The organism is Clostridium sp. LS, from assembly GCF_002760435.1.
Classification (GTDB): Bacteria; Bacillota; Clostridia; order Clostridiales; family Clostridiaceae; genus Clostridium.
The window spans coordinates 109,924-126,162 of the sequence record NZ_AUUU01000121.1 but is presented as its reverse complement, the minus strand read 5'-3'; the positions used below and the strand labels follow the sequence as shown (position 1 = coordinate 126,162).

The 16,239-nt window shown below is 30.6% G+C and carries 14 protein-coding genes; all 14 read right to left on the bottom strand.

What is annotated here, in order from left to right; genetic code table 11:
- Positions 1-5: 5 nt before the first annotated feature.
- The 14 genes from COL3_RS22910 to COL3_RS22845 all read right to left on the bottom strand — a co-directional run bounded on the left by COL3_RS22910 (position 6) and on the right by COL3_RS22845 (position 16,236).
- On the bottom strand, positions 6-2,630 hold the full coding sequence (locus COL3_RS22910; protein ID WP_008428242.1) for a calcium-translocating P-type ATPase, SERCA-type: 2,625 nt from the start codon (positions 2,628-2,630) through the stop codon (positions 6-8).
- Between the two features lie 215 nt (positions 2,631-2,845).
- Entirely contained in the window at positions 2,846-4,492 is a 1,647-nt protein-coding gene (locus COL3_RS22905) for a putative manganese-dependent inorganic diphosphatase (RefSeq protein WP_008428245.1), read from the bottom strand.
- Between the two features lie 217 nt (positions 4,493-4,709).
- On the bottom strand, positions 4,710-5,477 hold the full coding sequence (locus COL3_RS22900) for a flagellar hook-basal body complex protein (protein WP_008428247.1): 768 nt from the start codon (positions 5,475-5,477) through the stop codon (positions 4,710-4,712).
- Positions 5,478-5,502: 25 nt separating this feature from the next.
- Positions 5,503-6,276: a flagellar basal-body rod protein FlgG gene (locus COL3_RS22895; protein WP_008428250.1), complete on the bottom strand. Its 774-nt coding sequence runs from the start codon at positions 6,274-6,276 to the stop codon at positions 5,503-5,505.
- 195 nt (positions 6,277-6,471) lie between these two features.
- The gene (locus COL3_RS22890; RefSeq protein ID WP_008428254.1) at positions 6,472-7,044 is read right to left on the bottom strand and encodes a hypothetical protein; all 573 of its coding nucleotides are present in this window, start codon (positions 7,042-7,044) and stop codon (positions 6,472-6,474) included.
- A 124-nt stretch (positions 7,045-7,168) separates the two neighbouring features.
- Positions 7,169-7,897: a FliA/WhiG family RNA polymerase sigma factor gene (locus COL3_RS22885; protein ID WP_035284346.1), complete on the bottom strand. Its 729-nt coding sequence runs from the start codon at positions 7,895-7,897 to the stop codon at positions 7,169-7,171.
- Positions 7,898-7,971: 74 nt separating this feature from the next.
- Complete coding sequence (locus COL3_RS22880) at positions 7,972-8,613, bottom strand: PilZ domain-containing protein (protein ID WP_008428258.1); 642 nt, start codon at positions 8,611-8,613, stop codon at positions 7,972-7,974.
- Positions 8,614-8,624: 11 nt separating this feature from the next.
- Positions 8,625-9,485: a MinD/ParA family protein gene (locus COL3_RS22875; protein ID WP_008428260.1), complete on the bottom strand. Its 861-nt coding sequence runs from the start codon at positions 9,483-9,485 to the stop codon at positions 8,625-8,627.
- Entirely contained in the window at positions 9,479-10,801 is a 1,323-nt protein-coding gene (flhF, locus tag COL3_RS22870; protein WP_008428261.1) for a flagellar biosynthesis protein FlhF, read from the bottom strand. Before flhF ends, COL3_RS22875 begins: the two co-directional genes overlap by 7 nt.
- The gene (gene flhA, locus COL3_RS22865; RefSeq protein ID WP_008428263.1) at positions 10,802-12,868 is read right to left on the bottom strand and encodes a flagellar biosynthesis protein FlhA; all 2,067 of its coding nucleotides are present in this window, start codon (positions 12,866-12,868) and stop codon (positions 10,802-10,804) included. It abuts the gene before it with no gap.
- 64 nt (positions 12,869-12,932) lie between these two features.
- Positions 12,933-14,774, bottom strand: coding sequence for a fused FliR family export protein/FlhB family type III secretion system protein (locus tag COL3_RS22860; protein ID WP_008428265.1), 1,842 nt, complete (start codon positions 14,772-14,774; stop codon positions 12,933-12,935).
- 14 nt (positions 14,775-14,788) lie between these two features.
- Positions 14,789-15,058, bottom strand: a complete 270-nt coding sequence (locus COL3_RS22855) for a flagellar biosynthetic protein FliQ (protein ID WP_008428267.1) — start codon at positions 15,056-15,058, stop codon at positions 14,789-14,791.
- 10 nt (positions 15,059-15,068) lie between these two features.
- Complete coding sequence (fliP, locus tag COL3_RS22850; protein WP_008428268.1) at positions 15,069-15,848, bottom strand: flagellar type III secretion system pore protein FliP; 780 nt, start codon at positions 15,846-15,848, stop codon at positions 15,069-15,071.
- Positions 15,835-16,236 (bottom strand): flagellar biosynthetic protein FliO, encoded by a 402-nt coding sequence (locus COL3_RS22845; protein WP_008428269.1) that lies wholly within the window; start codon positions 16,234-16,236, stop codon positions 15,835-15,837. The genes fliP and COL3_RS22845 overlap by 14 nt, the downstream gene beginning before the upstream one ends.
- Between the last annotated feature and the right edge of the window lie 3 nt (positions 16,237-16,239).

The window sequence follows — 16,239 nt, the reverse complement described above, 5'->3', positions numbered from 1 at the left end:
CTATATTATTTTGTTTTAATTAACAAATAAACACTGTTAATAAGCGCAATTATCCCAGAAAAGAATATTACAATAAGCCATTGACTTAGAGATAATGGCACTGTATGAAATATATCTTGTAAAAATGGTACATATAGTACAGAACACATTAAGGTTACTGATATTGCAACAGCTCCAACTAGATATGGATTAGTAAATAATTTTATTTGGAATATTGAGTGTCTTTCTGATCTGCACTCAAATACGTGTATAAGTTGAGACATAACTAAGGTACATAATGCTAAAGTTCTACATGTCTCAAGGTTCATTTTATAATATCTTCCTACCATAAATGATAGTAAAGTGCATAGACCTATTAATGATCCCCTAATCAATATCTTTTCAACTAATCCTCTTGCAAATATGCTTTCCTTTTTTTCTCTAGGAGGTTGTCTCATTATATCCTGCTCTGGCGGATCAACTCCAAGTGCTATTGCAGGAAGTCCATCAGTAGCCAGATTAACAAGAAGAATTTGAATCGGACTTAAAGGGTTCGGCAAGTAGAATAATGTTGCTAAAAACATAGTTAATACTTCTCCAAGATTACAAGATAATAAATATCTTATAAACTTTCTTATATTATCATATATTATCCTTCCCTCTTCTACAGCTGCAACTATGGTCGAAAAATTATCATCCATAAGTATCATAGAGGATGCTTCTTTAGTTACATCAGTACCTGAGATTCCCATTGCAATGCCTATATCAGACTCCTTAATTGCAGGTGCATCATTTACACCATCTCCAGTCATCGCAACAATATTACCCTTCTTTTTAAATGCTCTTACAATTCTTAACTTGTGATTAGGTGAAACCCTTGCGAATACCCTGACTTTTTTTACTCTGCCTTCTAATTCTAAATCACTTATTTCCTCAATTTCTTCTCCAGTCATAACTTGCTCCGCTGTATTGCATATATTTAAGGATTTTGCTATGGCAAGAGCAGTGTTTTGATGATCTCCTGTTATCATAACAGGCTTTATGCCTGCAAGTTTGCATTTTAAAACTGCATCTCTAGCTTCTTCCCTAGGTGGATCTATGCTTCCTGCTACACCTATAAAAATTAAATTCTGTTCCAGCCTTTCTCCTTTTGTTAAATTATCCTCCTTATAGGCTGCCGCAATACATCTAAGCGCCCTTGATGACATTGCTGTAACAAAATCTATTACTTGCTTTTTCTTTTGATATGTTAAAGGCTTAACTTTATTATTTTCTAATATAAAATCACATTTTTCAATCAATCTTTCAGGCGCACCCTTTACATAACAGGTTTCTTTGTTTCCTTCTTTCACGATAACCGACATCATCTTTCTAGTTGAATCAAAAGGTATATCGAAAACTCTATTAGCATTGTTAACAAATAACTCTAAAGGCTTAACCTCATTAAAAAACATATTTATTAATGCTGTTTCTGTTGGGTCCCCATGAAGGGCTTCACTCATTTTATTCTTTGTAAAGTCATAATTACAATCATTGCAATACACTAAAGTTTTCATTAGCTTTCCACAGTCAGTAAGCTTTTCTTTATCCAGCTCATGAATTCGGCCATTTATATAAACTTCTTTTACTGTCATCTTATTTTGAGTCAATGTTCCTGTCTTATCAGAACATATTACAGATGTGCATCCTAAGGTTTCAACAGCTGGCAGCTTCCTAACAAGAGCATTTTTCTTAAGCATTCTTGATACACCAAGGGCTAATGAAACTGTAACGATAGCCGCCAATCCTTCTGGAATTGCTGCAACGGCAAGGCTGACGCCAAGTAAAAACATTTCTGTTATATCATGTCCTCTTATAATACCCATTATAGTAACAATAGCACAAATAATAACACAAATAATAACTAAAATCTTACCTAAAGAATCCAATCTTTTATTTAAAGGGGATTTTTCTTCTTCAATATTTTGGATTAAATCAGCTATTTTACCCATTTCAGTATCCATTCCTATGCAGTCAATCTTAAATAAGCCCTTTCCCTTTACAACTGTTGTCCCCATAAATCCTTCATTACTATTCCTTGATTCCTTTTTTAATTTCTCTATCTTACTGTTACTGCCACTTTCAGACTTTGACTGCTTACTGCTGATTTTATAGGCATTTGAATCTTTATTTACACCAACTGATTCTCCAGTTAGCAAAGATTCATCAACAACAATTCCAGAGCTTTCAATAAAGTAACCATCTGCTGGTATTCTATCTCCAGCTTCTAAAATAACAATATCACCTATTGTTAAGTATATTGAATTTATAATTTTTATACTAGAATCTCTTAGAACTTTACAAGTAGGAGCTGCCAGTTCCTTTAGTGCTTCTAATGATTTCTCCGTTCTAAACTCTTGCACAAACCCTAGTATTGCATTAATTACTACTATTATAAGTATTGTTATAGCATCTGCTTTATCTCCGATAATTCCTGATATTATAGTAGAAGCAATTAACACCCAAACTATAAAATCATTGAATTGAGATAAGAATATCTTAAGTGCTGACGCTTTATTATTGTGCTTCAATTCATTAAGTCCAAAGTTCTTCATTCTTTTTTCCGCTTCCTTAGTGCTAAGACCAGATGTCAATTCTTTTTCTTGTATCACAACTTTTCCTCCTATATAGAACTTTATATAGTATATATATTTTCCATTAAAAAAGTTATGCACACTTTTTATAAGTGCGTTAGCACAATTTAATCTTTACAACTTAACCTAAAATAAATTTTGTAAAATAAAAAAATCCCCAGAGGAGATTTTTTCATTTTACAAAATTTATTTTTAAGCTTATGAGTCAATATTAACTCTATACTGTAAATTAATTATTTCATAGAGTTAACCACATTTGTAAGTGGTGGAATTACTTGTTTCTTTCTTGATAAAACTCCTGGTAAAAATGCCATTGAATCTTTTAGCTCAACATTGAATGTCTTTTCAACATAATCGTGTCTTTCACCAGCAACTAATACTTGTGAACCTTCTTTTAGGATATCTGTTAAAAGCAGCATTACTACATCATAACCCTTATTATCTGCTTCACTTTGCATGAAACTTAACATTTCATCTTTTAATGGCATGAAGCCTTCTATATCCATAGTATTAACTTGAGCTACACCAACCTTAACTTCACCCATTGTAAATGGCTTAAAGTCTTGGTTAAATATTTGTGATACGCTCTTTCCTTTTAATGAAGTTCCAGCTTTAAACATTTCCTTTGCAAATTCTTCAAGACTTGAGATTCCAGCTATTTCAGCTAATTTCTTGCAAATTACCTTATCTTGTTCTGTGCAAGTTGGACTCTTAAATAATAGAGTATCAGAAATTATAGCTCCACATAATAATCCAGCTACTTCTTTAGATGGCGTAATATTATGTTCAAAATAGCATTTACCAACTATAGTTGAAGAACTTCCTAATGGTTCATTTCTAAAGAATATTGGATTGCTTGTTTGAATATCTGCAACTCTATGGTGATCTATTATTTCAAGAACTTCTGCTTCTTCTAAGCCATCAACAGATTGCCCTCTTTCATTATGATCCACCTGAATAACCTTTTTCTTGTGGTTTGAAATAAGATGATATCTTGAAACAGTTCCAACAACTCTTTCATCTTCATCAATTACAGGGTAACTGTGATATCGAGTCTCAGCCATAACGTCTTTAATATCATCAATTAAATCATATTTTGAAAATGAAATTAAATTATCCGTAGCCATAACATAGCCTACTGGTATACTTTGAATTAATAATCTTGAAGCTGTAAACGAATCATGAGGAGTACTTATTACAGTAACACCATTTTCTTTAGCTTTAGGTAATAAATCTGCTGCAAGTTCATGAGAACCAGTGATTATTATTAATGATGTTTTTATATCAATTAAAGCTTCTTGTACATCATGCCTGTCTCCTACTATTGCAATGTCACCCTCTTCAACAATTTCTTTTAAACTATCTGGCTGCATTGCTGTAACAGTAATTTTTCCTTTAAATATCTTACAATCGTTATTTATGTATATGCTGTTTGCTGAAAGTGTATCTAATATGTTTTCTATTGATGTATTACTTTTTGCCAATATATTATTATCCCATATATCCATATATGACGATGTCAAGTTTGAAATTGAAAGAATTCCTATTAATCTTCCATGATTATCAACTATTGGTAAAGACTTAATATGATTATCTCTCATAATGTTCCATGCCATTTTTAAAGAAATATTTGCTGTTATTGGTTCAATTGTATCGATATCTAAATCTTCTAATCTAAGCCTAACTGTTTTTAATAATCTTGGTGCTTCAACCTTAAAGTGGTCTAAAATAAATTGAGTTTCAGCATTTACATTTCCTAATCTTACAGGTATAGCTGGAAGGCTGCTAATCTTATTTTTAAATGCTGCATATCCATATGCTGCACAAATAGAATCTGAATCAGGATTTTTATGCCCAGTTACATAAACTACATTTTCCAAAATAATTCCTCCTACAAATCTTTCTTTTTACATTATTCATACATATTCATTTTACTTATAATCTTATTTAATGTAAAGACTTAATTCTATTTACAAAGCATGCTAATTCATAATTGCTTGTTCTAATTATGCTAGTTAAAAAAGTGAGAGTCCAAATTTTACATTTGGACTCTCACTTTTTAACTAGCATTTTGGGCACAACTTTTGTTCTATTAAATTATCTCATATTATTTATCATGCCCCAAAGATCGTCAGCTGTAGTTATTGCTTTCGAACTAAGCTGGAAGGCTCTTTGAGTTAGGATAACATCTGAAAATACTTCTGCCGAATCTACATTTGATCCCTCTAATGCTCCTTGTATTATGTTAAAATCATTACTTAATGTTACTTGTGCATCAGAACTTGGCGTAAAATAACTGTTTCCAATAGGAATAAAACTTTTATCACCTACTGCATTGAAGATTGGAATAGTACCAACTTTAACTTCTTGCCCATCAACTTGAGTTGTTATTCCGCCATCCTTGTCTATAGATATTTTATTACTATCTAAGGCAGGATTCCCTTCTGAAAAGCCATCCGCATATTCAACATATACCTTTGCCCCATTAGTATCCACTAAGGTTCCATTTGAGTCAACTTTGAAATTACCGTCTCTAGTATATACAACATTTCCATCTGATTTCGTAAGGGCAAAATATCCCTTTCCATCTATAGCTAAGTCAGTTTTTAAACCGGTTGTTAAAAGATTACCTTGTTTATTTATTGCATAGTTTACACCAAGTTTAACTCCAGTACCACTTATTGCAGTTTTATCTACCAGTGGTGTACCTCTTCTGTTTAGTGATTCAGTTAATAAATCTTTAAACCCTATATCTGTACTTTTATATCCTGTTGTGGAACTGTTAACTAAATCATTTGACAAATAATCAAGTTTTTCCTGATATGCACTCATACCACTCTTTCCAATAGCAAAAATATTAAACATAACAATTTCCTCCTCTATACCTTAGCTACACACGCCCTAATTCAGATGATGCTTTTTGCACTGTTTCGTCTTGCATTTTAACAAATTTTTGGTTTGTTTCAAATTGTCTTTTAATTTCCATAAGTTTTATTAATTCTGATGATGGATCAACATTCGAACCTTCAAGAAAGTTTTGTCTTACACTAACATTTGCATTATAAATTGGATTTTGTTGCGTTATATAATTATCTCCAAGTGGCTCTAATGCATTATAATCATTGAAATCAGCTGTTAATAACCTATCTGTAGTACCCACTCCATCAATATTAATATTATTTTCTGCATCTATAGAAAACTTTGAATCTCCCACATATATAGGCTCTCTTGCACCAGTTGCGTTATTAACTCCTAGTACTTCACACCCATCATTTGTAATTAAATACCCTTGTTGATTAACTTTAAAATTACCATCTCTTGTATATACTTCCTGATTATTAGCATTACGTGCTACGAAAAAACCTCTTCCATCAATGGCGAAATCTGTCATACTATCAGTTGCCTTGAAAGTTCCTTGAGTAAAAACAGTTTCTACATCATTAACTTTTACACCAAAATTCAAATTTCCAATGTTATTCTTAACATATTTGTCCCCTACTAATTTCTGTCTATTAGATACCATGACATCTTCAAAGCTGCTTTTAGTAAGTTCACGTTTTTTATAACCAGTATTATTTACATTTGCTATATTATTTGTAGCTACTTCTTGCTCGTTTTGAAGTGCAATTAACCCTGAGACAGAAGTATAAAATCCTCTTATCAACTTAACCCTCTCCTTTTAAAATTGATTTACGTTCATTTTCATAAATCATCCCTAATCCCCTAGCTTTTTCTTCAATTTGACTATCTGAAAGGCTTGCAGTATATTTATATCCGAACATAAATATAACCCCTAATACTAAACCTATTCCAATCCCGAGTAATATTTTTTTATCAGTGAGAAATACGAAAATATTTTTTATTTTTTGAATAAACCTTTTACTAATAGTACTTCCCCCTTGCTTACAGATAATTCATGACATATTTCTTCTTCTGTTAAACCTTCTTTTAAAAGTTTTTTTATACTATGAGTCTTATTGCTATCTATGTTTTCAGAAACATTATTCTCATGAACCTCTTGATCTTCTACTGGTATGCTAACTGAGTATTTTTCGTCCATATCATCTATAAGATAATCTACACTCTTAGTTTCATTATTCGATTTAGTATGAAGTTCATCTTCACTTAGAGAATTAATTATTTCTAAATTCTCTTTATTATCGTATATTTCCTTACCATTCTTAAGCACATTTAAATTATTTTTTATATCTAAAATCTCTTCTTGAAGTTCAGTTAAGCTTTCAGCCATATCCCTTCTTAGCTTTCCAATTTCAATTTTATAATCGTTTAACTCTTCTTTGCTGTCTTCTAAAACACCTCTAAATGATATGCTTAAACTATCATTTTCTTTATTTAATTTATCTTCTCTTTTAATAGCTCGATAACTATAAATTATCAAAACTAAGCCTATTATTAATAATATTAACGGCATAAAACACCTCAATTTCTATGCACAATTTTAAATTACAAGTTTAGAAATACCTGAAGTTATTAAATTTTATGACCTATAACTACATATCTTCTTAAAATATTAAACAATAATTTATGTATTAATCTTAGTCTATGTAATGTAATTTCTTCATACACTCTCTTAAACTTGTAATTGCCCTACTGTGCAATTGACACACTCTAGATTCAGATACACTTAAGACAGTTCCTATTTCTTTCAATGTTAAGCCTTCATAATAATAAAGATTTAATATAGTTCTATCTTTTTCCTTAAGCAATTCTATAGCTTTTGTTAAAATTTCTAGTTGTTCTTTATCTTGCAAATATGTATCAGGGCTTGGACTATTCTTATCTTCTATAATTCCAATAAGATTTACATCTTCATCATCTGAAAAAATAACATTTTCTAAAGATACCATTGAAATATAATTTATATAATTCTCAATTTCCGCAACTTCATTTAATGAAATCTCTAAGTACTTTGCTATCTCATCACTTGTTGGCTCCCTTAATAATTTAATCTGCAGCGTATCAATAGCTTTATTGTACCTATTTAATTTATCCATTGCACCTTTTGATATTGGTCTATTTTTTCTTAATTCATCTATCATTGCACCCTTAATCCTTATTGATGCATAAGATGAAAATTTCATTCCCTTCGTATGATCAAACTTATTTAATGCATCCATGAGTCCAATCATTCCGTAGCTTACTAAGTCCTCGTATTCCATATATTTGTTTTTTCCAAACATAACCCTAGAGGCAATATACTTAACCAGGGGAATATATTCTTGTATTATTTGTTCTTTTCCATCCAAACTTTTTGCAGCTTGCATACCCATTATTACCCCTCCAAATCTCATTGATCTAATATTTACAATTTAAATAATTAATTCTTTTCCTTTGTGCACTATGAATTAGCTCTTTGTTTCCTCATTATCTCAAAAAGTTCTTGAATTATTTTTTCACTTTGAGCTGGAGTTATGTCAATAAATCGTAAACCAAATAACTTCTCTTTATCTATGGTATCTTCAATTCTCACAATGTCGCACTTTATTTCAAAATGCACTTTACCTAATTTCAAGTTAACTAAAAGCAAATCATTTCTAGTAATTGTTTCTTTTGCTTTAAGCTTTAAGCCTCCACCGCTTAAGTCCACCATTAGACCTTCTTCATAAGGTACTCCGGCGAAATCTTCTTCATCAATATTAGTAACTATTTTATACTCTAGTGGATTAACGATATTAACTCTAAAGAAGTTTCTCCTTTGTATTTTTTTAATATCATAAGGCTTAGATAATTTGTAATATATTATACTGCCTTCTTTTCCTCTAGATATTACTTTACAGGAAAAACTATAACATCTATTTGCATCTAAATAGGAATTTATTTCAATTTTTTCTCTTGAATGTAACATTAGATAATCACCATCGTTAACTGGCAAATTTATTCTTATAAATTCATCTTGTATATCCATTATCAATGCTTTATATGCTTTTTCTTCTACTACAACTTCTACTCTATCATTAACCTTTAAGTTAAAATTATCCACTTGAAATCCTCCTATGAAAAAATATTAAATAATTTCTTAAACAATCCTTTTGCTCCATTTGATGTACTTACTTCTTGTCCCATAAGTTTCATTGCTATATTATCTATATCTTTTGATGCATCACAATTTGGATACAAAACAACAAATGGTTTTTGCTGCCTTACACTTTGCACTAGCTTTCTGTCCTCTAATATACATCCTAAATACTCAACATTAATTTTCAAAAATTTGCTGACAGCACGGTTAAATTTGTTGTACGTTTCTTCACCTTCTTCTTTAGTAAAAGCCTTATTAACAATTATTTTTGCTTTATTTTTTAATTTGTAATGATCTGTAGCTTTAATTAAACTATAACCATCTGTAAGAGAAGTTGGCTCTGGAGTAGTTACAACTATTAATTCTTCAGATGCTGCTATAAAAGATAAAACATCTCTATTAACACCTGCACCTGTATCCATTAAAATATAATCATATTCATCCAATGTTTCAAGTTTCTTTAAAAATACTTCTCTTTCTTCCTCACTTAATTCTTGAGTTTTACTTAATGCTGATCCTGCCGGAATTAAATGCACACCATTGGTTCCTTCTATAATTATATCCTTTATTTCCAACCCGGTAAACACAATATCAAATATATTGTGTTTGGGATATAAACCCATTAAAACATCATCATTTCCCATGCCTAAGTCTGCATCAAAAATCAATACTTTATTTCCTTTACTTTGAAGAGTTATAGCTAGGTTTACAACAAAATTACTTTTACCAACTCCACCTTTTCCAGAGGTTACAGTAATCATTTTAGTATTTGTCTTTTTGTTTTCCTGATCTCCACTATTAATTAACTTTCGTAATGATTCTGCTTGGTCTAGCATAGAATCTCCTCCCCTAAGATGAAACTGGCTAGTTCTTCTTTTGTAGGTACCATTATATCATCTGGTACATTTTGTCCTGTTGTTATGAAACTAATTGGTTTATTAGCAATTCTGCCTATATTATACAAAGCTCCATAAACTGTAGTTTCATCAAGCTTTGTTACTATTACATTGTCATATTCAAGCTCCGAATAACCTTTTAATATACTTTTTATATCACTATTTTTTGTAGTAGCACTTATTACCATATTTACATAGTTAGGATTTGCTTTTTGAACAAAAGCTCTGAGTTCAGAAATCTGCATAGCGTTTTTGCTGCTTCTTCCTGTAGTATCTATAAGGATAACATCACAATCCTTCATATTCTCAATTGCATCTTCCATTTCCTTCATCGTAATCACAACCTTAAAAGGTATATTCATTATCTCAGCATAGGTTCTAAGCTGTTCTATAGCTCCAATTCTATATGTATCTACCGTTATTAATCCAACTTTCTTTTTTTCAATAAGAGCTAGCCTTCCAGCAAGTTTTGCAATTGTAGTTGTTTTTCCAACTCCAGTTGGCCCCACTAATACTACACGTCCTTTTATGTTTCCTCTTGATACTAATATGTCTCTTTCAAAAATATCTCTTAAGGCTTCTGTTTCATCAAAATCTTCCTTAGAGTTTGAATCTAGTGATTGCACAATCTCATCTTGAAGCTCTTCATCAATATCCAATTCTTTTAATTTTTCCTTTAGAGTATTATTAGAGCTATCCTCATTTGATGAATTTTTTATTACCTTATTTAATAAATTTTTCAATTCACTCATTTCTTTATGTATAGCTTCTATATTTGAATCCTCTGAATTAACAACCTTTTCCTTATTAATCTCTTGAGCTGCTGCTAAATTCTTTTCCTGCTGATTTAGCACAAGCTTCTCTTTTTCTTCATCATTTTTTGAAGTTTCCTTTTCAACATTAGCATTATGTTCTAAAATTTTATCTCTTAAAGTATCAGATTTTTTTTCAGCTTCTTGAGTAACTAAAACCTCATCTTGCATCAATTTTTTAATGCTCTCTAAAGAGTTTTGAAAATCTTCATCTCTTTCATAATTGTTCCTTTGAACTTGATTAAAATTTTCTTTGCTTTTATCTGTATCTGAAGAATTTTCTACTGCTGCTGTAACCTCAATTACTTTTTTTGAGAAGAAGCCCCTAAGCCCTGGCTTTCTAACTTTTCTTTGACTTATTATAACAGCATCCTTTCCCAGTTCATACTTAATACGAGTCAAACCTTCATTCATGTTTTTCACAAGATATTTTTTTATAACCATCTATATTCTTACGACTCCTTCACTATTAATTTGAACATCATTTGGAACTTCATTTAGTGAAATTACCATAATATGAGGAAATACCATTTCAATTAATTTTCTAAATACAGGTCTTATGTTTGGAGAAACTAATATAATTGGCTGATTATTATAGAAATAAACGGATTCTACAGTATTCTTAATGCCAGTAAGTATTTTTGTAGTTGTATCTGGATTAACTGTAGGGAAAGAGCCTTGAACAGATTTTTGAGTGTTATTTGCTATTATCTCTTCTATTTCAGGGTCTAATGTTACCACTATAATTGTTTTATTTTCATCTACCACCTGATTACAAATAGTTCTTGCTAATGAAAACCTAACATATTCAGTTAATAATTCTAAGTCTCTAGTATTTTTTGCATTATCTGCTAATGATTCCATAATAGTAACTATATCTTTGATAGGAACCTTTTCCCTAAGTAAATTTTGCAATACTTTTTGCAGTTCTCCTATAGTTAATAAATCTGGGATTAACTCTTCAACAACTGCGCTATATTTTTCTTTAGCATTATCAACAATAAGCTTAACTTCTTGTCTTCCAAGCAATTCATATGAATGACTCTTTATTGTTTCAGTTAGGTGGGTTACCATAACTGTTGTTGGATCAACTACTGTTAATCCTTTTATTTCCGCCTCTTCTCTTTGATCTTTATTTATCCAGACTGCTGGAAGACCAAATGTTGGCTCAATTGTTTTTATTCCTGGTATATCAGAATTTTCTCCTGTTGGGTCCATGCAAAGTAACATACTTGGCATTAATTCAGAAGATACAATCATTGTTCCTCTAATTTTAATTACATATTCATTAGTTTTTAATTGAAGATTATCCCTAATTCTTATAGGTTGTACCACAATCCCCATTTCTATAGCACATTGCCTTCTAACAGATGCAATTCTTTGAAGTAAGTCCCCACCTGATGTTTCATCTGCAAGAGGTATAAGACCATAACCTATTTCAACTTCCATTGGTTCAACAGAAATTAAATTCATAACATTTTCAGGCTCTTTTCGTTCTGCCTGTATGATTTCTTCTTCTTCTGATACATATTCTTTTGCCTGCTTAACATTCTGATCTTGATATAGCAAATATGTTAATATTCCCATTGCTATTGATGCTGTAAAAAATGGGATTTTAGGCATATTGGGTACAATTCCCAAAAACAACATTAATGCACTAGCAATTCCTGTAGCTATAGGAAAAGCCGTTAACTGAGTAGATAAAGTGTCACCAAGGTTATCTGTACTTCCAGAACGTGTAACTAAAATACCAGAAGCTGTAGATATAAGTAACGCTGGCACCTGACTTACAAGTCCATCCCCCACAGTTAAGATAACATATGTTTGTGCTGCATTTGCTGCAGTCATATTTTTTTGCAGTACTCCAATAATAATACCACCTATTATATTAATAATTGTTATTATTATTGCTGCTATTGCATCACCTTTAACAAATTTTGATGCACCATCCATTGCTCCATAAAAATCTGCTTCAGATTGAAGATCTTGTCTTCTTTTTTTAGCAATAGCTTCATCAATCATTCCAGAATTTAAGTCTGCATCAATACTCATTTGTTTACCTGGCATGGCATCAAGAGTAAATCTTGCTGATACTTCAGCAACTCTTCCAGCACCATTAGTAATAACCATAAATTGAATTACTATTATAATTAAAAATATTATGATACCAACAACATAATTTCCACGTATTACAAAATTACCAAATGCAGATATAATCGTTCCTGCATCCGCTTCTGTAAGTATTAATCTTGTAGAAGATATGTTAAGTGCTAATCTAAATAAAGTCGTAACTAACAACAATGTTGGGAATACTGAAAGTTGCAACACATTTGTTGTAAACATAGTTATTAAAATTATAATTATTGAAATTGTTATATTTAATGCCAAAAGCAGATCAAGTGCTTGCTTTGGTAATGGTATTATTATCATAAGTACTATAGTTATAACACCAAATGCCACTATCACATCCAAATTATTTTTAATATTTAGCTTTCTATTACCAAATTCCAAAACTCAAACCTCCCATTTTTATTCCCATTTATCATTGTAATCTTAATTTGTTTATAGATAAATCCTATTTCTTTCTAAGTTTCATTACAATTACTAAAATTTCAGCAACAGCTTGATATAAATCTTGAGGTATTTCCTCATCTATTTCTACCCTATCATACATTAGTCGTGCGAGGGGCTTGTTTTCAATTACTGGAACATCATTTTCTTTAGCAACGCCTTTTATTTTCAGTGCTATATAATCAGCACCTTTGGCTACAACCTTAGGCGCCTCCATATTTGATCCTTCCTCGTATTTTATAGCAATTGCCAAGTGAGTAGGGTTTGTTATTACAACTGTTGCATCTGCAACAGACTGCATCATTCTTCTCATACCTATTTCTCTTTGCTTTTGCTTAATCTTACTCTTTATTTGAGGATCTCCTTCAGCTTGCTTAAATTCATCTTTAACTTCTTGCTTAGTCATTTTCATATCTTTATTATGCATTCTAACTTGTAAGAAATAATCTATTGCCGCTATAATCACAAGTACAATACATATTTGTTTAAAAATATTAACCACTAGGTTTTTTACTTCACCGCTTAGTGAAGGTAAATATAAATTTGAAATACCTAATATATTCTGGTAATTCGATGCAATATAGTTGTATGCTATAATTGACACTATTGTTATTACAACTAAATTCTTAGATAAATCTACTAAACTTCTCCTAGATAACATATTTTTCATTCCTGATAAAGGATTTAACTTTCCAAAAGAAGGTTTCAAAGGCTCATATGTTATCATAAATCCTGTTTGAAGTAAACTTGCTGCTATTCCTCCCACCATTATAGATAATGCAAAGGGCAATAGGCAATTAGCTACTTTCATTATTACAGTAATTACTATATTTGAAAGTGATATTTGATTAAAATCTGTTAACATTGGAAAACTTAAAAAATAAACAATTACGTCCTTAAATCCATTAGTTATCATTTCCCATAGTGAACTAATTAATAAAGTACAAACTACCATTGTAACTGCTACTGATACATCTTTACTTCTTGCTATTTGACCTTTCTTTCTAGCATCTGATCTTTTCTTTGGCGTTGCTTCTTCTGTCTTATCGTCATCTGCAAAAATAAACGCTAATGGTACTGCCGGAATTAAATTGACTATTTCCCGGAAAATATCAGGTAAATTACTTATGGCATTTCCTATTAACTTTAGCATTAAAGGCAATAAGATAATATATGTTATAAGTCCTAATATATTTTTAATAGGCATACCAAAAATCATAATCGGGATTGTTGGTACTGTTCTTGAAATTAGTCCAAGGCATACGTCAGTTATAACAATTATTAAGACTAATGGGATTGCAATTTTTATTCCCAATGTAAAAAAATTAAAAATAGTATGCATAACTCCCATTAAGGTCTCTTGATAAACAATTGTTTTTCCTATGGGAATTATTTTTGTACTTTCTGCTAGCATGTTTATTACTATATGATGTCCATCAACAATAAAAAAGAATGCTAGAGAAATAAAATATGAAAAGTTTCCCAAAAAAGTTGATACTGTTTCACTAGTTGGATCTAGTATTGTTACCATTGAAAATCCAGCATGTATATCCATCCAAGATCCAGCTAATTTTACTGTTTGAAAAATTAAATTAGTTATGTAACCTAATATAAGACCTGTCATTATTTCACTTATTGCATAAAAGACTAACATATAGCCGCTATTCAATGTATTCAATGTGGAATAATCTATTCCGGACATAATTCCATATGCTAATATAAGTGAAAAAACTCCCTGCATAACTTGAGGTGTTCCTGTAGGAAAAAATACTTGAACAGCCACAAAATATGAAGTTATTCTTAAAAAAATTAGGAATAATGCAAGAAAGTAAGCTGCATCTATCACAGTGCCTTACCTCCTTATGTAACTACTTTTGTAATTAAATCAAAAATCCTAGTTGTAAAAGACATAATAGTCTCTAACATCCAGCTTCCTAAAAATATTCCAACAATAGCTGCTGCTACTAATTTAGGTACAAAAGTTAAAGTTTGCTCTTGAATTTGAGTTGTTGCCTGTATAATACTTATAACTAAGCCTAATACAAGAACTACTATTAATATTGGTGCTGAAACTTTTGCTGCTGTTACAATTGTATCCTTAACTACAGCATTAAGCATAGTTTGTGTCATACTGCTCACCTCACATAAAACTCTTTATCAAAGATTGCACTAATAAATACCAACCATCTACCATAACAAATAATATTAGCTTGAAAGGCAGAGATACCATAGTAGGTGGTAACATAAACATACCCATTGACATTAACACACTGGATATTACCATATCAATTACCAAAAACGGTAAATATATTAAAAAACCTATTTGAAAGGCTGTTTTTAATTCACTAATTGCAAAAGCTGGAATTAAAGTTGTAAATGATACATTATCTTTTGTTAAACTATCCTTGTCCACTTTTCCAAGTTCTACAAATAACTCTAAATCTTTATCTCTTGTTTGCTTAAGCATAAATGTTTTTAATGGTTTTGAAACTTCTTCTAATGCTTGTTCCTGAGTTATTTTATTTTCCAAATAAGGCTGGATTCCATTTGTATTCATTTGAGTATAAACAGGTTGCATAATGAATAACGTTAAAAATATAGCTAGTCCTGTTAGAATTTGATTTGGAACAGACTGCTGTATTCCCATGGCACTTTTAAGAAAAGAGAATACAACAACTATTCTTGTAAAGGACGTCATCATTATGACTATAGATGGTAATAATGATAAAATCGTAAAAAATATCAATATTTTAATGCTAGACACATAATCCTGTGGTGTCCCATTTCCATCCCCAAGAGAGATATTTAATTGAGGTAAATTTGTACTACTCGGAGCCGCATATGCATTTATAGTGCAAAACATCATAATTCCAAGAGTTATCATGAGAGTAAATACAATTCTTTTTTTATTCTTTTTCATGTTTCTCTTCCTTTGATCCTTTATTCTTTACTATCTTAGAAAAACTTCTTTTTAATTGTCGTATTAAATTATTATAATTTTCGGTCATCTCATAAGCAGCCTTCTTTTTATTCTCTTCAATAACATTAATTTCTTCTATAGACAGTTCTGATAGTTTTTCCATATGTCCTGCAGTACTAGTCATTACATATCCTTTATTTCCAATTTTAACTATTAAAATAGCATTTTCTTTTGTTACTTGTACTCTCTCAATCACCTTAACATATTTATTATTATTAATAGTATTAAGCTTTGTTCCCATTAATTTAAAACTTAAAAACATTAATCCTAATGTAACCCCTAATGCTAAAATGAGTTGTACAATCATGCCTAAAAATTCAAAATTCATTTC

Bases quoted from the DNA above. Each gene is read 5' to 3' on its own strand.
- fliP (WP_008428268.1), bottom strand. From the start codon at position 15,848: ATGAAAAAGAATAAAAAAAGAATTGTATTTACTCTCATGATAACTCTT.
- COL3_RS22885 (WP_035284346.1), bottom strand. From the start codon at position 7,897: ATGCAAGCTGCAAAAAGTTTGGATGGAAAAGAACAAATAATACAAGAA.
- flhF (WP_008428261.1), bottom strand. From the start codon at position 10,801: ATGGTTATAAAAAAATATCTTGTGAAAAACATGAATGAAGGTTTGACT.
- COL3_RS22845 (WP_008428269.1), bottom strand. From the start codon at position 16,236: ATGAATTTTGAATTTTTAGGCATGATTGTACAACTCATTTTAGCATTA.
- COL3_RS22890 (WP_008428254.1), bottom strand. From the start codon at position 7,044: ATGCCGTTAATATTATTAATAATAGGCTTAGTTTTGATAATTTATAGT.
- COL3_RS22875 (WP_008428260.1), bottom strand. From the start codon at position 9,485: ATGCTAGACCAAGCAGAATCATTACGAAAGTTAATTAATAGTGGAGAT.
- COL3_RS22900 (WP_008428247.1), bottom strand. From the start codon at position 5,477: ATGTTTAATATTTTTGCTATTGGAAAGAGTGGTATGAGTGCATATCAG.
- COL3_RS22855 (WP_008428267.1), bottom strand. From the start codon at position 15,058: ATGACACAAACTATGCTTAATGCTGTAGTTAAGGATACAATTGTAACA.